Here is a 17,688-nt window from a genome sequence, read left to right as displayed (position 1 = left end):
CTCCCCGGTAATGGAGGTGTCCGAAAACGAGGCCGTTAAGCGGGCGGCGGCCGCCGGCGCGTGGTTAGCAAACGCTAGTTTTGTGCCATGCGGATCTTCGTCACCGGCGCCTCCGGGTTCGTCGGGTCCCACACCGTCCGCGCCCTGCTGGCCGCCGGGCACCGGCCGCGCGCGCTCGTCCGCGACGCCCGGAAGGCGGCCCGGGTGCTGCGGTCGATCGGTGTCGCGGCCGAGGACGTGGAGTTCGTCCAGGGGGACATGCTGGACGCGGACGCGGTGTCGCAGGCGCTCAAAGGCTGCGAGGCCGCGATCCACACGGCCGCCGCGATCGGGGTGACCGGCGGTGCCGGCGACCTGGTCGAGGTCAACGTCCGCGGCACCCGCAACGTGGTCGGCGGAGCGGTCGCCCAGGGCCTCTCCCCCGTCGTCCACGTGTCGACGATCGGGGTGTTCGTGCCGCCGAACGGCCCGGTCATCACCGCCGGGGACGCTCTGGCGAGCCCGCGCACCGACTACGGCAAGTCCAAGCTCGCGGCCGAGCGCTACGTGCGCGGCCTGCAAGCGGACGGCGCACCGGTCACGATCGTCTACCCGGGCGGCGTGTGCGGCCCGGACCAGCCGGTGCTGGACGCGCTCATGGAGGGCCTCGCCGCCGCGCTCGGCAAGGTGTGGCCGCTTCCGGGCGGCGGCGTCTCCGTCATCGACGTCCGTGACCTGGGCGAGGCGTTGGCACGTTCCGTGGAGGCGCGGCAGGGGCCGAGCCGCTGGGTGCTCGGCGGGCACTACCTGACCTGGCCCCAGTACGCCGACCTCTGCGACCGCCTCACCGGCGTGAAGTGCCGCCGTATACGCGTCCCCAGCCGCCTCATGCTCGAACTGGGTTCCGCGCTGGACGCGGCCAAGCGCGTCCACCACTTCGACTACCCGCTCACCCGTGACGCCGCCGAGTTCATGGTGACGCTGGTGCCGACCGACGACCGCCCCATCCTGGACGCTCTCGATCTCACGTTGCGTCCCGTGGAGGAGACCGTCGCGGACGGGCTGCGGTGGCTGGCCCAGAACGGCCACCTGAACCCACGCCGGGCGGGACGGCTCGCCCCCAAGGAGAAGACCCCTATGCCGACCCTCATCCAGCGCACGTTCGGACCCGTCTTCCAGCGGGTCTCAGGCGCCGAATGGTTCTCCAAGGTGGGCCCCAAGGTCGTGCCGCCCGTCGACAGGAGGCTGCACAAGCTCAGTGGGGGCCGCCTCATGCTCGGGCAGCTGCTCGTCCCGAGCCTCGTCCTGACGTCGACCGGCGCCGTCAGCGGCCTCCAGCGGCAGACCCCGCTCGCGTGCCTGCCCATCCCGGACGGCGGCTGGTACGTCGTCGGCTCCAACTTCGGCCGCGAGAAGCACCCCGCCTGGACGGGGAACCTCATCAAGAATCCCGATGCGGACGTCAGTTTCCAGGGCCGTTCCGTCCCCGTCACCGCCCACCTCTTGGACGACACGGAGCGCAAGGAGATCTGGCCCCGGCTCACCACGGTCTGGCCCGTCTACGACCGTTACGTGGAACGCACCGACCGGGAACTCAGAGTCTTCCGCCTGACTCCCCGTTAAGTGCCGCGAACCGTTCTTGACAGGCGCCGGCCAAGGAGCAGATAGGCCAGCAGCACACCGGCGACATTGAGGATGACATCGTCGATGTCGAAAGCGCGTCCCATCACGAAAGCGCCCTGGATCGTCTCGATGGCCAGGGAGAACAGTCCGGTCAGCAGGGCCAGCCGTATCGGGCCGCGGAGGGTCGTCCAGACGAGGGGAAGCAGCACGCCCAAGGGCGCGAGGAGGGCCAGGTTGCCGCCGATCTGCAGGAGCGCATCCTTGGTGGGGCGGTCCATGTAGAAACGCAGTGAACGGCCCGGATCGGTGTTCCCGCCCGCCTGCCCGTTGTCGTGGACGGGCGTCAGCGTGAGCCTGAACGCGAAATAGAAGAAGACGCAGAGAAAGCCCAGCGCGACGGTCACGACGACCGCGCGCAGGACGACGATGTACCACGGAACTCGTTCGCCCGCCGGCGCGGGCTGCCACATTGCCATCAACACCCCGCCCGGTGTCCCCGTGCCGTCCGGCACCATGCGTGGCGGGCATTTCGGGCCGACCGAATCCCGGGTTGCCGCCAAAACGCCCGTACCGGGGACGAACCCGGCACGGGCGTTTCGGACGGCACCGCCGGTCAGGCGGCGACCACGGCGGTGGCCGGCTCCAGGGCCAGGTCAAGCACCTCGCGGACGTCGCTGACCGTGAAGACGGTCATGTTCTCCAGCACCTCGGCCGGGACGTCCTCAAGGTCCGGCTCGTTGCGCTTCGGCACGATCGCGGTGGTGATGCCGAGCCGCGACGCGGCCAGCAGCTTCTGCTTCAGCCCGCCGATCGGCAGCACCCGCCCGGTCAGCGACACCTCGCCGGTCATCGCCACGTCCGTGCGGACCGGCCGTCCCGACAGCAGGGACGCCAGGGCCGTCGTCATGGTGATGCCCGCGCTCGGGCCGTCCTTCGGGATCGCGCCGGCGGGCACGTGGACGTGCACGCCGCGGTCCTTCAGGTCGCCGACCGGCAGTTCCAGCTCCGCGCCGCGCGAGCGCAGGTAGGACAGCGCGATCCGGGCCGACTCCTTCATGACGTCGCCGAGCTGCCCGGTGAGCGTCACGCCGGTGTCGCCGGTCTCCTTGTCGGCCAGCGACGCCTCGATGTAGAGGACGTCGCCGCCGGCGCCGGTGACCGCGAGGCCCGTCGCCACGCCCGGCACGCCGGTGCGGCGCTCGTTCCTGCTCAGCTCGACCTCCGGGGTGAACCGGGGCCGGCCCAGGTAGTCCTTCAGGTCGTCGGCGCCGATCCGGACCGGCAGCGCGGCCTTCTCCAGCGCGACGTTCGCGGCGACCTTGCGCAGCACCCGCGCGATCGAGCGGTCCAGGGACCGGACACCGGCCTCCCGGGTGTACTCGGCCGCCAGCAGCCGCAGCGCGTCGTCGCCGAAGCCGACCTCGGACGCCTCCAGCCCCGCCTTGTCGAGCTGGCGCGGCAGCAGGTGGTCGCGGGCGATCGTGACCTTCTCGTGCTCGGTGTAGCCGTCCAGCTCCACCAGCTCCATCCGGTCGAGCAGCGGCCCGGGGATGGCCTCCACCACGTTCGCGGTGGCGAGGAAGAGCACGTCGCTGAGGTCGAGCTCCACCTCCAGGTAGTGGTCCCGGAAGGTGTGGTTCTGCTCGGGGTCGAGGACCTCCAGCAGCGCCGCGGTGGGGTCGCCCCTGTAGTCGGCGCCGACCTTGTCGACCTCGTCCAGCAGGATGACCGGGTTCATCGAACCGGCCTCGCGAACGGCCCGGACGATGCGTCCGGGAAGCGCGCCCACGTAGGTACGGCGGTGACCGCGGATCTCGGCCTCGTCCCTGACGCCGCCCAGGGCGACGCGAACGAACTTGCGCCCCATGGCGCGCGCGACCGACTCGCCAAGCGAGGTCTTGCCCACGCCAGGAGGACCGGTCAGAGCCAGCACCGCACCGCTCCTGCGTCCGCCCACGACACCGAGGCCACGGTCCTCACGCCGCTTGCGCACGGCCAGGTACTCGACGATGCGCTCCTTCACGTCGTCCAGCCCTGCATGGTCGGTGTCCAGGATCTCCCGCGCGCCCGCGATGTCGTAGGCGTCCTCGGTCCGCTCGTTCCACGGGATGTCGAGGACCGTGTCGAGCCACGTGCGGATCCAGCCGCCCTCCGGCGACGCGTCGGACGACCGCTCCAGCTTGTCGACCTCCTTCAGCGCCGCCTCGCGCACCTTCTCGGGGAGGTTCGCGGCCTCGATCCGGGCCCGGTAGTCGTCCTCCTCGTCGGCGGGGTCGCCGTTCAGCTCGGCCAGCTCCTTGCGGATGGCCTCCTGCTGCTGCCGCAGCAGGAACTCCCGCTGCGTCCGGTCCATGCCCTCCTGGACGTCCTTGCGGATCGTCTCCGCCACGTCCAGCTCGGCGAGGTGGTCGCGCGTCCACCCGATCACGAGCTCAAGGCGCTCCACCACATCGGTGGTCTCCAGGACCTCGATCTTCTGCTCGTCGGTCAGGTACGGCGCGTACCCGGCGTTGTCGGCCAGCGTGGACGGGTCGTCGATCTGCTGCACCACGTCCACGACCTGCCAGGCACCGCGCTTCTGCAGGATCGCGCTGACCAGGCCCTTGTACTCCTTCGCCAGCTCCTGCGCCCGGCCGGACGCCGGCGGCGCCTCGACCGCGGTGCCCTCGACCCACAGCGCCGCGCCCGGCCCGGTCGTGCCGGTGCCGATCCGCACCCGCTGCACGCCGCGGACGACCGCGCCCGGCTCGCCGCCGGGCAGCCGCCCCTCCTGCTCGATCACGCCGAGCGTGCCGATGCCGGCGTACTGCCCGTGCAGCCTGGGGACCAGCAGCACCCGCGGCTTGCTCACCGACCGGATGCCCGGCCCCTTGGACTGCGTCACCGCCCGCGCGGCCTCGATGGCGGCCCGCACCTCGCCGCTCTCGGACAGGTCCAGCGGAACCACCATGCCGGGCAGAACGACCCCGTCCTCAAGGGGCAGCACCGGCAGCGTCAGGGTCTCGCTCATGCTCAGCTCCAAGTCCGTTGGAAGACCCAACCTCAAGTTGAGTCACTCTCACTCAAGAAAACGGAGCAGCATTTTGTTTCCGCAGCAACGTTCGCTCTCAGCGATCACCCGGCGAGGGCGGCGACGTTGCCGTGGTCCCGGCGTCCGACACATGCCGGCGACCAAACCCCACACTCCGTAGAACGTCCCGGCCCCAAGGGTGTTCCCGCACGCGGGCCGCCGGCTGCGACCGTCCCTCGCCGACGCCAGGGTCATGAGGCCGGGATGCCGGAAATCGCGTTGCGCGTTCCCGGCCCCGCGTGCCAGGGTCGGCGCGATGCTCTGAACGCCACCCAGGAGGCTGCTCGTGCACACCGCCGCTCGTTGGTCCACCGGCTTCTCGGCGGCGGAGCGCGCGGCGGCCTAGCCGGCACCGCGCTCCACGACGCCGAGGCGAGTCCCACGCGGGGATCGTCCCGCCAGGCCTGCCTGCGCGAAGCATGCGCCGGTGTCGAATGCATGGAGCATCCGTGTCGTCTTCTGTGCCACCTGCGGCCGCCCTCGGCCGCCGGGTGATCTTTCTTCTCGCGTTGACCTGCGGCGTCGCCGTGGGGAACATCTACTTCCCGCAGGCGGTCAGCCCGCTCGTGGCGTCCGGGCTGGACGTGTCGCCGGACTCGGCCGCCCTGGTGGTGACCGCCGCGCAGTTCGGGTACGCGGCCGGGAACTTCCTGCTGGTGCCGCTCGGGGACCGGCTGCCGCACCGCCCGCTCATCGTCGTCATGCTGGGCGTGACCGGCGCGGGCCTGCTCGGCGCGGCCGGCGCGCCCGCGCTTCCGGGCCTCATCGGCGCGAGCGCCCTGGTCGGCGTCACCACCGTGATCGCGCAGGTCATCGCGCCGATGGCGGCCGGGCTCGTGCCGGACGACCGGCGCGGCGCGGTCATGGGGACGCTGCTGGCCGGGTCGATCGGCGGCATCCTGCTGGCCCGGACGTTCGGCGGCCTGGCCGGCGAGTGGCTCGGCTGGCGTGCGCCGTACCTGATCGCCGCGGTCGTCGCGCTGTCGATCGCCGTGGCGCTGGCGTTCGTCCTGCCGGCGACCGTCCCGCCCTCGCGGCAGCCGTACCCGGCGCTGCTGGCCGCGCCGCTGCGGCTGCTGCGGCAGGAGCCCGAGCTGCGCCGGTCGTGCTTCTACCAGGCGACGGTCTTCGGCGGCTTCCAGGCGGTGTGGACGGGGGTCGCGCTGCTGCTCACCGGCCCGGTGTACGGGCTGGGCGCGCAGGCGGTCGGCGTCCTGGCGCTGGTCAGCGCGGGCACCATGGTCGCGATGCCCGTCGCGGGACGCCAGGTCGACCGCCGGGGATCGGACCCCGTCAGCCTCGTCGCGATCCTCGGGACCCTCGCGTCCGCCGGGGTCCTGGCGTTCGGCACCCTCGGCGGCGCGGCCGGGCTCGTGGCGCTCGGCGCCGGGACGCTGCTGCTGGACGTGGCGATGCAGTCCGGCATGATCGCGAACCAGGCGCGGATCTTCGCGCTGCGCCCGGACGCCCGCAGCCGCATCAACACCGCCTACATGACCTGCGCGTTCCTGGGCGGCAGCACCGGCTCGTGGCTCGGCGCCACCGCCTACACCCGGTCCGGCTGGACGGGCCTCTGCGCACTCGTGGCCTTCCTCGCGGTCCTGGCGCTGGCCCGCCACCTCCTACACCGCCGCACCACGGCGGCGGCCCGGACGGGCGGGCAGGCCGAGCCGGTGGACGACCCGCCGCTCAGGGCGCCGCGAAGGCCTTGAGGAACGTGCCGGCCGCCGCCGAGACGACGGCGCGGATCTCCTCGTCGGAAACGTCCCGGGTGCCGAGCCGGGTGCGCTTGTCGAGGGGCGACCCCAGCAGGGCCGCGAACTGCTCGGCGGCGGCGACCGGGTCGGTGACGTGCAGGCGGCCGGCGAGGGCCAGCCGCGCCAGGCGGTCGGCGAGGGCCTCGATCACCCGGTCGTTCACCTGCCCGAAGACGAGGCCGAGCAGGTCGGGGAAGCGGCTGAACTCGCTGAGCAGCAGGCGGCGCAGCGTCCAGGAGCGCTCGTCGCAGTAGCAGTGGGCGAGGCTGAGGCCGACGTCCTCCAGCAGCGCCCGCAGGTCGCCGCCGGTGTCGGTCAGGCGCCCGACGGCGGCCAGGTTCTGCGCGAGCGCCTGCTCCGCCAGGAGCCCGACCGTCTGGCGGAGCACGGTCTCCTTGTCACCGAAGTGGTTGTACACGGTGGCCTTGGCGACGCCGGCCTCGGCGGCGATCGCGTCCACCCCGGCCTGGGCGTACCCCTCCCGGGCGAACACGGCGAACGCCGCGTCGAGGATGGCCTGCCGTTTGTCGATGCGCCCACGCGATCCGGTGAGATCCCCTGCTCCCACTGCGCTCATGCCCGCCAGCCTACCCGAATTGGACTCACGAGTCTGGTCGGATGGACTTGCGCAAGCAAGTCTGTCTAGTCTTCTTTTCCAGACTGACAAGTCCAAGTTGGGAGATGACGCATGGACGACACGGACACCGGCCGGTTCGACCGGGCGCTGCGGTGGCTGATCGCGGCGGTCCTGCTCGGCGGGATCATGGGGATCCTGGACGGGACGATGGTCGCCGTCGCGGCGGACACCCTCGTCGCCGAGTTCGGCACCTCGCTGGGCGCGGTCGGCTGGGTCTCCACCGCCTACCTGCTGGCCCTGACCGTCGCGATCCCGGTCACCTCGTGGGCGGTGGACCGGGTCGGGGCACGGCGGCTCTGGCTCGGCGGGCTGGCGGTGTTCCTGGCCGGGTCGCTCGCCTCGGCGCTGGCCTGGGACGTGGGCAGCCTGATCGCCTTCCGCGTCCTCCAGGGGATCGGCGCCGGGATCATCGACCCGCTGGTGCTGGTCCTGCTCGCCCGCGCCGCCGGACCCGCCCGCGCGGGACGGGTCATGGGCCTGATGGGCCTCATCCTGTCCCTCGGACCGGTCGCCGGCCCCATCGTGGGCGGGGTCGTGCTGGACGCGCTCGGCTGGCGGTGGATGTTCCTCATCAACCTGCCGGTCGGCCTGGTCGCGCTGCTGCTGGCGAGGCGCGTCCTGGCGGACTCCCCCGCGTCCGGCACCCCGCGCGCCCGGCTCGACGTGGCGGGGCTGGCGCTGCTCGGCCCCGGGTTCGCGGCCGGGATCCTCGCCCTCTCCCGGGCCGTCGGGCACCCGGCCTGGCAGCCGCTGGTCCCCCTCGCCGCCGCCGTCGCGCTGCTCGCCGGGTACGCCGTGCACGCGCTGCGGGTCCGCCGGACGCCGCCGCTCATCGACGTCCGGCTGTTCGCCCGCGCGTCGTTCACCGCCGGCGTCACCGTCATGACGCTGACCGGGCTCGGCACCTTCGCCGCCCTGTTCATGCTGCCGCTGTACTACCAGCAGGCCCACGGGCACGGCGCCCTCGCGGCCGGCCTGCTGGTCACGCCCGTCGGGCTCGGCGGCGCCCTCGCCATGCCGGTGGCGGGACGCCTGTCCGACCGCGCCGGGTCCCGGGCGCTCGCCCAGGGCGGCGCGGCGCTGGCGCTGCTCGGCATGCTGGCCTTCACGCGCGTCACGGCGGGCGCCGACGAGATCTGGACGTCCCTCGCCGCGCTCGCCGTCGGCGTGGGGCTCGGCTGCGTCGGGGCGCCGACGATGGGCGCGCTGTACCGGACGCTGCCGCCCGAACTCGTCCCGCAGGGCAGCTCGGTGCTCTACATGCTCAACCAGCTCGGCGCCTCGGCCGGCATCGCGGCCGTCGCGCTGATCGTCCAGCAGGCGGACGGCGGCCCGGTGGCCGGGTTCCACGGCGTGGCGTGGTTCGGCGCCGCCGCCATCGCGGTGCTGCTGGCCGGCACCGCCGGGCTGCCCGGCCGGCCGGCGCCCGCACCCGCGACCTCGGGCAATGCCGAGGTAAAGGCGACTTCGCGATCTTGATTCTTTGCGCGGGCGCCGGTTTACGCGCGCATGACCAGCGGGTACTTATCGCAACGAGATCGTGACACAGGGTGAACGAAGAATCTTGGGGCGGTAAAGCTCCAGGTCGTGAGAAGGGAGGCGGCGGATGCACCGCACGCGGCGTGAGATCCGGCCCGCCTCGCCACTCCTTCCCCCGCGCGGCCCGGTCCGTACGGCCGAGGACGTCCACGGCGCGCCGCACCGCGGCCGGCACCGCCCCCCAGCGGTCGCCGGGGCGGCGGCGCGCGGCGGCACACCTCGGGTCCTCGGCCGTACCGGACCGGCCCGGCGCCATCGTCTCCCCCTGGGCCCGGTACCGCTCGCCCCCGCGGCACCGGTGTCCCGAACGGCCGGGCCGGCGGCGGCGCGCAGCCGTGCCGCCGGTCCGGCCGCAGGCTTCCGGGCGCCCACGCGGCGCCCTCCCCCTAACGCCGGGCGATCGCCCGCGCCCGGCGCGGCGCGGAAGGGAGGTGGGAATCAGCCCCGAGAGGAACCGGCGCTTCGCCGGTGAGACAGCGGCGGCCGGAACTCCGTCCGACCCCCGTCCCGGCCGCCACGCAGTAGGGATCGCTGCGGAGCCGGACCCCGTGGAGGCGCGACACCGTCCACGGGGTCCGGCTCACAGCTTCTTGCGCCAGACCTGACCGTGCACGACGTCCCCGAAGCGCTCCACCGCGGGCTCCTCCTCTTCCAGGACGAAACCCGCCCGCTCGTAGAGGCGGTGCGCGGGACGCTGGAGCGCCGTGGTCCACAACATGATCTCGCCGTAGCCGGTCTCGGCGGCGAACCGGACGCACTCCCCCACCAGCGCGGCCCCGACGCCCATACCGCGGGCGTCGGGTTCGACGTGCAGGAGGCGGAGCTGCGCGACGTCGTCCTCGCGCCGGACGCAGAACACCGCGCCCAGCCGCACTCCGCCGGTCTCGGCGATCCAGGCGTTCTCGCGCTCCGGGTCGTGGCCGCGCACGTAGTCGGCGACGACGGAGGCGACCAGGGCCTCGTAGGTCCGGTCCCAGCCGCATTCGACGTCGTAGAGGGCGCCGTTGCGCCCCACCACCCAGCCGAGGTCGCCGGGACGCAGCGCGCGCAGGACGAACGCGTCCCCGGCCGGGCGGTCGCCGAGGATGCCGTGGATGGAGCGCATCGCGGTCAGCAGGCGGCCGCGGTCGGCGGGGGCCAGCTCGTCCAGCAGCTCGCGGATCTCGGCGACGGACCGCTCGTCCAGCATCGCGAACACCTCGCGGCCCCGCGCGGTGAGCCGGACGATCTGGCGCCGGGCGTCGCCGACCGCGCGCTCGCGGGCGACGAGGCCGTCGGTCTCGAAGCGGGTGAGCATCCGGCTGAGGTAGCCGGCGTCGAGGCCGAGGGCGCGGCGCAGGGCGAGCACCTCGGTGTCCTCCCGCTGCGCCAGCTCGAAGATCACCCGCGCCTCGGTGAGCGAGTACGGCGACCGGACGAGCCCCTCGCCGAGCACGCCGATCACCCCGGTGTAGAAGCGGTTGAACGCGCGGACCGTGCCGACGTCCTCCTGGGTCACCTCCATGTCCACCCTCCCAATGCTTGACTCAGTCAAACATTAGGCGATGGGAGCGGCCGCACACCAGTCCCCGGGGGCGGTCAGGCGTTCGCCTCGGCCTTGGCGGGCGGCAGGACGCGCGCGTCGTGGACGACCTTGCGCTCCACGAAGAAGGTCATCAGCGGGACGACGCCGCCCAGCACGATCAGCACCATCCGGGACAGCGGCCAGCCCGTCCGGCGCCACAGGTCGTAGGCGGCCACCAGGTAGACCATGTAGACGAGGCCGTGGACGGGCGCGACGATGCCCGCCAGCGCCGGCATGTCGGTGGGACCGTACTTCAGGACCATGCCGATCGCCAGCAGCACCAGCAGGGTGCCGACGATCAGCGCCAGGATCCGGTACCTGGTCACCGCGCCTTCCACAGGAGCCACACCTTTCTTGACGGACCCGCGAGGCGCGTTCCCCGCGGACGGGGTCAGCCGCGTCCGCGACTCTGCGAGTTGAGCCGGGCGAGGTAGCGGTTGTAGGCCGCGAGGGCGGGGTCCTCTTCCTCCTGCCGCCGGATGATCTCCCGCTTGACCGCGGCCTCCGCGGGCTCCTCGATCACCTTCGGGGCCGGCTGCACGCCGGCCCGCTCGTCCCGGATCATCTTGACCCACATGACGATCACGAAGATCGCGAAGATCGGCCACTCGAACGTGTAGGCCCAGCTGCGGTCGTTGCCGCCCTGCGCCCGGTCGAACTGCCACCAGCCGAAGCCGATGAACGCGCCGCACAGCGCTATCGCCAGCGCGTGCAGCCCGAGCCAGCCTGGGGTGAGGAACCGTCGCACGCCACCGAGCCTACCCTCGGTCCCCCGCACGGCGTCCCCGACCCCGCCTGGGCGCACGGGCGGTCAGCCGGGCGGCGGGCCGACGTAGACGGCGCGGGGACGGAGCGGGCTGCGCCGGCCGTACTCCTCCAGCGCGTGCGCGAGCCATCCGGCGGTGCGGGCGACGGCGAAGACGGCCTCCCCCGCCCCGGGGACGAACCCGGCGACCGCGCCCAGCGCCGCCACCGCGAAGTCGATGTTGGCGGTGGGCAGGCGGCGCCGGGCGGTCTCGGCCAGGACGGCCTCGGCGGCGGCGAGCCGGCCGTGTCCGGGCGCCGCGGCCCGGACGAGGTCCAGCAGCAGCGCGGCGCGCCCGTCACCGGACTTGTACACGACGTGCCCGAACCCGGGGATGCGCTCCCCGCCGCGCAGCCGCTCCCCGACCACCCGGGACGCGGAGGCCGGGTCGCCGACCTCGGCGATCAGGCGTTCCGCGCCGTAGGACGCGCCGCCGTGCAGCGGCCCGCTCAGCACGCCGAGCCCGGACGCGACGACGGCGTACGGGTCGGCGCGCACCGACGCGGCCACGCGCGCCGCGACCGTGGACGCGGCCAGCTCGTGGTCGGCCAGCAGGATCATGGCCGCCTCCAGGGCGCGGAGCAGCCCGCCGTCCCGCGGCGGGTGCGGGCAGAGGCGGTTCCAGAGGCGCTCGGCGATCCGTCCCGTGTCCGGGGCCCGGTTCGCGGCGGGCAGCGCTTCGACGAGGCCGGCGATCAGGGCGCGCCCGGTCGCGATGACGCCGTCGGGGTCGAGGTGGTGGCGCAGCGGGTCGGTCGCGGCGAGCGCGGTGACGATCAGCTGGAGCCGGTCCAGCGGAAGGAGATCGGGCGGCAGCCCGGACTGGGCCGCGCCGGCCGCGGCGACGCCGCCGGCGTGGGCCCGCCAGGTCTCCCCGGCCTCGTCGCGGCCCGTCCACAGCCAGCCGGCGACGTCCTCGAACGCGCGGGCCTCCGCCAGGCCGAGGACGTCGCGGCCCCGGTAGAACGGGCGGTCGGCGCCGAGCGCGGTGATCGCGGACTCGATCGCCAGCTCGCCCGGCCCGGGCGGGCGGCGCGGCTTCCCGCGCCTGGCGAGGTCCTCCACCTGGGCGGCGTCGAAGAGGCTGCGGCGGCCGTCCGGCGCCTGCCTGCGCCGCAGGACGCCGCGGCTCACGTACGCGTACAGCGTGGCGGGTTTCACACCGAGGCGCTCGGCGGCGGCCTTGGCGTCGAGCCACCCGCCGGCCTCGTCGTTCTCGCTCATGCCACTCGTTTCATATTGATTATCGTCAATATTGATACATATAGATGCAAGTGTCAATCTGTGGGCATGCCACAGATTCACTTCCTGGACGTCACCAACCGCGACGGCGTCCAGACGGCCCGGACCGGGCTGTCCAAGTTCGGCAAGACGATGGTCAACTTCTATCTGGGGCGGCTGGGCGTGGCGCAGTCGGAGATCGGCTTCCCGTTCCTGTTCCACGAGGTCCCCTACGTCCGGGCGCAGATCGCGCTGGCGGAGGCGGGCGCGTTCGGGGACCTGCGCCTGTCGGGGTGGTGCCGGGGCGTCGCACAGGACGTGGAGAAGGCCGTCCGGGTGCGGGCGGGCGACGCCGGCCTGGCGCACTACAACCTGTCCATCTCGACGTCCGACTACATGCTCGCCAACAAGTTCCGGGGCCGGCTCGACCGGACCGCGATCGTCCGGGAGATGGTGGCGGCCGTCCGCGCGGCCAAGACGGGGGGCGCGGAGACGGTCGGGGTCAACGCCGAGGACGGGTCGCGCACCGACGACGGGTTCCTCACCGAGTTCGCGCTCGCCGCGAAGGAGGCCGGTGCCGACCGCGTCCGGTACTGCGACACGATCGGGGGCGACACCCCGGAGCGCATCAGGGAGCGGTTCGCCAAACTGGCGTCTGCCGTAGGGCTACCGGTCGAGACGCACTGCCACAACGACCTCGGCCTGGCCGTGGCCAACTCCGTCAGCGGCGCGCTGGGCGACCTTGAGGCGGGCCAGGACGCATGGATCAACACATGCGTGAACGGCATCGGCGAGCGGTCGGGCAACGCGGACCTGCTGTCGACGATCCTGGCGTTCCGCCACGGCTTCGGCCTAGAGGGACGCGCCGAGTTCGGCGATCCGATCGACCTCACGTGGGCGCGCCGGTTCGCACTGTGGGCGAGCTACGCGTTCGGCCAGCCGCTCCCCTACAACCAGGTCGGCGCCGGGCGGAACGCGTTCGCCCACGAGTCCGGCATCCACGCGGACGGCGCGCTGAAGGACCACGGCAACTACGAGCTGTACGACGAGCAGACCCTCGGCCCGTTCCCGGACGACTGGCACACCCGTGCGGGACGCGTCGTGCTGACCGGCGAGTACGGCGGCAAGGCCGGGTTCAGGCACGTGATGGACGGGCTGCGGATCGAGCCCGCCGACGAGGACCTGGCCTTCCAGCTCGTCCAGCTGTGCAACGCCCAGACGGGCCGCCCCTTGACGGACGACGAACTCCGCCTGATCGCCGCCTACCCGCACCAACTCGCCCTGCTTTTCCCAGGCCAGATTCCCTGATCCAGGGATTTGTCGGGGGTCGGCTCTACGTTCTCCGGCATGGCGAGCAGCGCGGTGGCGGCAGGGGCCGCACAGTCCTACACCTACACACGGCCTTCCGGACTGGACGAGGGGTTCCTGGGCCTGGCCACGTCCGGCGGGACGACGAGCAGCGGACCGCAGGCCCATCCGCACTTCTTCAGCGGGGTGCTGACGCAAGCGGCCCCGGCCGCGGCGGGGCTGCTCGCCCTGGCGGACGTCGCGCAGACCCGGTACTTCCAGCCGCGCCCCACCTCGTTCCGGGATCCGGTCGTCACCTGCAACGGCGACCGGATCCGGATGGAGTCGTTCTCGGCGTGCGGCGGCGTCTACGCCCGGCTGGACGTCCTGGAGCCCGCGCTGGACGGCGAGGTGCACGAGCGCGGCACCACGAACGTGGACGTGAACGGGCCGCTGCGGGAGGCTCTCGCCCGGGTGGGCGGGTCCGACCCGCTGCATCTGGCGGTCGGCGCGGAGGAACTGGCCGTCACCACGATGGACGGCGCCGTCGTGGAGAAGAAGGTGCCGCTGCCCGACCGGTGGCTCCGCGGGTTCGCCGAGGTGCAGGTCATCACGGCCGGGTTCGACCTGCGCGGGGAGATGAAGGGGCCCGATGCGGTGCGGTTCCTGCGCTCCTTGCCGCGCAGGTCGCGCGAGCCCCTGTGGGCGGTGCCCGCCGGGCGGACGCTGCGGGTCACGTCCCGTCCGGCCAGGGGCGCGGTCTGCCTGGCGGGGCCCGACCGCCTGCGGACCATGCTGCCGCTGCTCCGCTTCGCGCGGGCCATGCGTGTCTACGGGCCGTCCGTCGCCAACGGCAGCGGGCCCGTGTCGAGCGTCTGGGAACTGGAACTTCCGGGCATGCGGTACGTCCTCACTCTGTCGCCCCAGCACTCGCGTGGTTTCTCCGGCGAGGGCGCCGTGCTGGACGCCCTGTCGACCGACGAGGCCGCGGGTGACGCAGACCTGCTCGGCGCGCTGCTGTCCTTCGAACCGCGTGTGGAGCCCGACCTGCTCGCCGAGCGATCGGGGCTCTCCCCGGCGCGGACGAAGGCGGCGCTCGTCCAACTGGGGACGTCCGGACGCGTCGGTTTCGACACCGCGGAGGCCGCGTTCTTCCACCGCGAGCTGCCCTACGACCCGGCGCGCGTGGCCGGCCTCAACCCGAGGCTCCGCTCGGCGCGCAAGCTCGTCGAGGACGGCGCCGTCCGTTTCACGGGCGACGACACCGCGATCGTGCTGAGCAACGGCAGCGAGCGCCAGGTCCGCTTCGACGGCGAAAGGGTGACGTGCACGTGCCCGTGGTGGTTCGACCATCGGGGTGAGCGCGGGCCGTGCAAGCACGTCCTGGCCGCCCGCATCGTCCGTCGCGAGGCGAAGGTCGAGGCCGGGCGGTGAGCACCTGGGACGACCTGCAGAAGGCGATCGGCGCCGGCGACGTCGAACGGACGGCGGAGCTGGTCGGCGGGCTCGACGACGCCGGCCGACGCGAGGTCGCCAACGAGCTGCCCGGCCGGCTGAAGGCGATGCGCGCCGCGTCGGCCTACGGATTCCTCGACCGGAACGTCCTGGAGCCGCTGCTCCTCGCCGGCGCGGCCACGATCGGCGGACCCGCGGCCGCGGCCACGTGGCTGTGCCGGCGCGACCTGCGCCTGTGGTGGAGCGGAGACCGCTACGCGCGCCTCTGCACGCTGCTGGGCGCGGTCACGTCCGACCGGCCAGCCGAATGGCGCGCTGAGGTCGCCCATCGCGTCGCCGACCGCATCCGCATCTCGGACGGCGACTGGACGCTCTGGCACATCGCGGCGACGTTCGCCAGGTCGGCCGGCGCCGCGCCCCCGGACACCGACGGCTTCGTGGTCGGCTGGGTGGCCGACGGCGCCCTCCCCCACGGACTCGCCGACGACCCGTTCCTGGACGCGCTCGCCCCGAAGCTGTTCGAGGTGGACGGTGTCGGCGCCGCCCTCGCCGAGGACCAGGCAAGAGTCCAATGGGACCGCGACCGGAAAAGCACCTGGGCCGACGCACTCGCCACGCTGGCGCGGACCGGCCGGCTCGAACGGACAATGCTCCTGGACGGCTGCGTAAGCCGCTTCCTGCGCGGCGGCACCGTCCGCGACCTCCGCTGGTTCGTCCGCCTGCACGACGCGCTGGAGCCCACCGAGGACGAGACGGCGGCCCGCGTGCGCGACTACGTCCGCCTCCTGCCCGCCGCCCCCTCGACCGTCGCCGACCTGGCCCTGCGCAGGCTGCGCCGGGCCGACGAGCTGGGACGGCTCGACGAGGGCCTGTTCGACGAGGCCGTGGACGCGGTGCTGTTCCGCCCTGAGAAGAAGCTCGTCCAGGCCGCGCTGATCTGGCTCGACCGGTCGGCGCGCAAGCGCGGCCGGGTCGACGCCACGCTGCGCGCCGTCACGGCCGTGTTCGCCTCCGACTCCCTGGACCTCCGGGAACGCGCCGTCAAGCTCACCGCCCGGCACGCGGACCACGCGGGCGAGGCCGTCCAGGAGGAGGTCCGCGGCGCCGCCGCCGGCCTCCCACCCTCGCTGCGCGAGACGATCGCGGCGGCGTTCGGCGCGGTCGACGCGGCCGCCGAGCCGGAGGCGCCCATGGGCCCGCCGCCGTTCGTCGCCCGCGAGGCGCCCGCCCCGATCGGGTCGCTCGCCGAACTGGTCGAGGAGTTCGCCGTCCTGCTGCGTTCCGCCGAGGAGTGGCGCGCGGCCGAACGCTTCGTCGCCGCGCTCGTCGAGTTCGCCTACCGCGACCCGGAGGCGACCCGCGAAGCGCTCCGCAAGACCGCCGGCGACATGGCGCCCTGGATGACGAACACCGAGGACTACTCGTACATGCGCGCCCACATCCGGCGGAGCTGGGTCCAGGCTCCGGTGCTGAACCTGCTGCGCCCGGCGCCGCCGCACCGCCTGCTCGGCGCCCTCTCCTCCCTGCTCAAGGGACGCTCCCGAACGCCGGGGACGGAGTTCGTTCCGCAGATCGAGCGTTTTCTCAGCTTGCGGAGGGAGGAGATCGCGTCCGCCGTCGGGAAGGTGCCCGTCCTCCTCGCGACGCCGACCGAGGGCAGCGGCCACGTCGACCCCGGCGTCCTCGTCGCGCGGCTCGAACGCCTCGAAGCAGCGGGCGTCGAGCCGGGCCGCGCCGACCTCACGCAGGCGATGGTCCGCGTCCCCCGCGAGATCGATCCGGCGGCCGTGTCGCGCGCGCGGGGCCTGCGTTCCGAGGCCGGCCGCACCATCGCGTCCTGGCTCGCCGAAGGCGGCGTCGCCGGCCCCGCGCGCGGCGATTCCGACATCGCCCGCCTGTGCGCCTTCCCCGAGGAGCACCGGACGGACTCCGGAAGGCCGGACTTCAACGCGTCCCCGACGTTCTGGGTGTCCGTCCTGCCGTCCCATCGCGAGGTCGCCGCCGCGCATCTCGTCCCCTACCTGGCGGGCACGGGCGAAGACGACCGGGACCAGGGCATCATCGCGCTCGACCTGGCGGAAGCGGACGGCCCGGCGGGCAGCGCGACCGGAACGCTCCTCGCCTACGCCCTCGCGAACCGGCATCAGAACCAGCGCGCCAACGCCGCCGAAGCCGTTCTCGCCCTCAGCGCGCGAGGCGGCCTCCCGGCCGCCGAGACGGGCACGGCCCTCGGGAGGCTGACCGTCGGGAAGCACGTCACGCTGACCCGCGCCGTGAAGGCCCTCACCGCGGCCGCCGACGCGGGCGCCCACGCCGACGTCTGGACGATCAGCAAGGCGGCGCTCCCGCACGCGCTGCCCGCCCCGGGCGAGCGCGCGGCCGCCGGCGTCCCCGACCTCATCGCCCTCGCCACCCGCGCGGCCGAGGCCGCCGGCGCCCAGGGCACCATGCCCGCGATCGAGGCCGTGGCGGGGCGCGGCGGTTCCAGCCGCCTGGTGAAGGAGGCCGCCCGCCTGCACCGCGCCCTCGCAACCTGATCGCGCACATCGGTGTTGTAAGGAATGTCGCTTCCGTATGGGACGCTGAAGCCGCCGGGAAGGAGCGCTGACGACGATGACCGAGACACTCGCGTTCGGCACGGTGGACACCGTGCTCGGACGCCTGCTCGTCGGTGAGACCGAGACAGGGGTGGTCTCACTGCACTTCCGCGACACCCCCGCCCACCGCGACCGCACGGCCAAGGCCACCGGC

Annotated in this window: 13 protein-coding genes; 6 read left to right on the top strand and 7 right to left on the bottom strand. The window is 73.4% G+C overall.

The features are described 5' to 3' along the window. Positions 1-87 precede the first annotated feature (87 nt). Positions 88-1,602 carry a nitroreductase family deazaflavin-dependent oxidoreductase gene (locus E1293_RS21995; protein ID WP_132199332.1) on the top strand — a complete coding sequence of 505 codons (1,515 nt, stop codon included), beginning with the start codon at positions 88-90 and terminating at the stop codon, positions 1,600-1,602. On the opposite strand, the gene E1293_RS21990 is transcribed toward E1293_RS21995, so the two are convergent. Beyond that, on the bottom strand, positions 1,599-2,117 hold the full coding sequence (locus tag E1293_RS21990) for a VanZ family protein (protein ID WP_132199331.1): 519 nt from the start codon (positions 2,115-2,117) through the stop codon (positions 1,599-1,601). The two genes, E1293_RS21995 and E1293_RS21990, sit on opposite strands and share 4 nt — an antisense overlap. Before the next feature lie 98 nt (positions 2,118-2,215). Further along, a complete protein-coding gene (gene lon / locus E1293_RS21985; protein WP_132199330.1) occupies positions 2,216-4,612 on the bottom strand; it encodes an endopeptidase La in 2,397 nt (798 codons plus the stop codon). Positions 4,613-5,121: 509 nt separating this feature from the next. Between lon and E1293_RS21980 the strand changes: the two genes are divergently transcribed. Further along, entirely contained in the window at positions 5,122-6,384 is a 1,263-nt protein-coding gene (locus tag E1293_RS21980; RefSeq protein WP_243716386.1) for an MFS transporter, read from the top strand. Here the strand turns inward: E1293_RS21980 and E1293_RS21975 are convergent. After that, entirely contained in the window at positions 6,362-7,006 is a 645-nt protein-coding gene (locus E1293_RS21975; RefSeq protein ID WP_132199328.1) for a TetR/AcrR family transcriptional regulator, read from the bottom strand. The two genes, E1293_RS21980 and E1293_RS21975, sit on opposite strands and share 23 nt — an antisense overlap. 111 nt (positions 7,007-7,117) lie before the next feature. On the opposite strand from E1293_RS21975, the gene E1293_RS21970 reads away from it, so the two are divergent. After that, positions 7,118-8,545: a DHA2 family efflux MFS transporter permease subunit gene (locus E1293_RS21970; RefSeq protein ID WP_132199327.1), complete on the top strand. Its 1,428-nt coding sequence runs from the start codon at positions 7,118-7,120 to the stop codon at positions 8,543-8,545. A gap of 640 nt (positions 8,546-9,185) precedes the next feature. Here E1293_RS21970 and E1293_RS21965 read toward each other — a convergent pair. The 4 genes from E1293_RS21965 to E1293_RS21950 all read right to left on the bottom strand — a co-directional run bounded on the left by E1293_RS21965 (position 9,186) and on the right by E1293_RS21950 (position 12,198). After that, positions 9,186-10,109 (bottom strand): bifunctional helix-turn-helix transcriptional regulator/GNAT family N-acetyltransferase, encoded by a 924-nt coding sequence (locus tag E1293_RS21965; RefSeq protein ID WP_132199326.1) that lies wholly within the window; start codon positions 10,107-10,109, stop codon positions 9,186-9,188. A gap of 74 nt (positions 10,110-10,183) precedes the next feature. Then, complete coding sequence (locus E1293_RS21960; RefSeq protein WP_132199325.1) at positions 10,184-10,507, bottom strand: DUF3817 domain-containing protein; 324 nt, start codon at positions 10,505-10,507, stop codon at positions 10,184-10,186. A gap of 53 nt (positions 10,508-10,560) precedes the next feature. Continuing rightward, the gene (locus tag E1293_RS21955; protein ID WP_132199324.1) at positions 10,561-10,917 is read right to left on the bottom strand and encodes a hypothetical protein; all 357 of its coding nucleotides are present in this window, start codon (positions 10,915-10,917) and stop codon (positions 10,561-10,563) included. Positions 10,918-10,980: 63 nt separating this feature from the next. Then, a complete protein-coding gene (locus E1293_RS21950) occupies positions 10,981-12,198 on the bottom strand; it encodes a citrate/2-methylcitrate synthase (RefSeq protein ID WP_132199323.1) in 1,218 nt (405 codons plus the stop codon). 66 nt (positions 12,199-12,264) lie between these two features. On the opposite strand from E1293_RS21950, the gene E1293_RS21945 reads away from it, so the two are divergent. The 3 genes from E1293_RS21945 to E1293_RS21935 are packed head-to-tail and all read left to right on the top strand — an operon-like array spanning position 12,265 to position 17,474. Further along, on the top strand, positions 12,265-13,503 hold the full coding sequence (locus E1293_RS21945) for a LeuA family protein (protein WP_132199322.1): 1,239 nt from the start codon (positions 12,265-12,267) through the stop codon (positions 13,501-13,503). Positions 13,504-13,542: 39 nt separating this feature from the next. Beyond that, a complete protein-coding gene (locus tag E1293_RS21940; RefSeq protein WP_132199321.1) occupies positions 13,543-14,916 on the top strand; it encodes an SWIM zinc finger family protein in 1,374 nt (457 codons plus the stop codon). Next, a complete protein-coding gene (locus E1293_RS21935) occupies positions 14,913-17,474 on the top strand; it encodes a DUF6493 family protein (RefSeq protein WP_132199320.1) in 2,562 nt (853 codons plus the stop codon). The genes E1293_RS21940 and E1293_RS21935 overlap by 4 nt, the downstream gene beginning before the upstream one ends. Positions 17,475-17,688: the final 214 nt, after the last annotated feature.

This window comes from Actinomadura darangshiensis (genome assembly GCF_004349235.1).
In the GTDB taxonomy this organism is placed as follows: domain Bacteria; phylum Actinomycetota; class Actinomycetes; order Streptosporangiales; family Streptosporangiaceae; genus Spirillospora; species Spirillospora darangshiensis.
The sequence above is the reverse complement of the archived record's forward strand: the minus strand, read 5'-3'. Positions and strand labels throughout refer to the sequence as shown.

What these genes read in the sequence shown, in the direction of transcription:
- E1293_RS21975 (WP_132199328.1), bottom strand. Translation starts at nt 7,006, where the DNA reads ATGAGCGCAGTGGGAGCAGGGGATCTCACCGGATCGCGTGGGCGCATC.
- E1293_RS21970 (WP_132199327.1), top strand. Translation starts at nt 7,118, where the DNA reads ATGGACGACACGGACACCGGCCGGTTCGACCGGGCGCTGCGGTGGCTG.
- E1293_RS21945 (WP_132199322.1), top strand. Translation starts at nt 12,265, where the DNA reads ATGCCACAGATTCACTTCCTGGACGTCACCAACCGCGACGGCGTCCAG.
- E1293_RS21940 (WP_132199321.1), top strand. Translation starts at nt 13,543, where the DNA reads ATGGCGAGCAGCGCGGTGGCGGCAGGGGCCGCACAGTCCTACACCTAC.
- E1293_RS21990 (WP_132199331.1), bottom strand. Translation starts at nt 2,117, where the DNA reads ATGGTGCCGGACGGCACGGGGACACCGGGCGGGGTGTTGATGGCAATG.
- lon (WP_132199330.1), bottom strand. Translation starts at nt 4,612, where the DNA reads ATGAGCGAGACCCTGACGCTGCCGGTGCTGCCCCTTGAGGACGGGGTC.
- E1293_RS21995 (WP_132199332.1), top strand. Translation starts at nt 88, where the DNA reads ATGCGGATCTTCGTCACCGGCGCCTCCGGGTTCGTCGGGTCCCACACC.
- E1293_RS21950 (WP_132199323.1), bottom strand. Translation starts at nt 12,198, where the DNA reads ATGAGCGAGAACGACGAGGCCGGCGGGTGGCTCGACGCCAAGGCCGCC.
- E1293_RS21965 (WP_132199326.1), bottom strand. Translation starts at nt 10,109, where the DNA reads ATGGAGGTGACCCAGGAGGACGTCGGCACGGTCCGCGCGTTCAACCGC.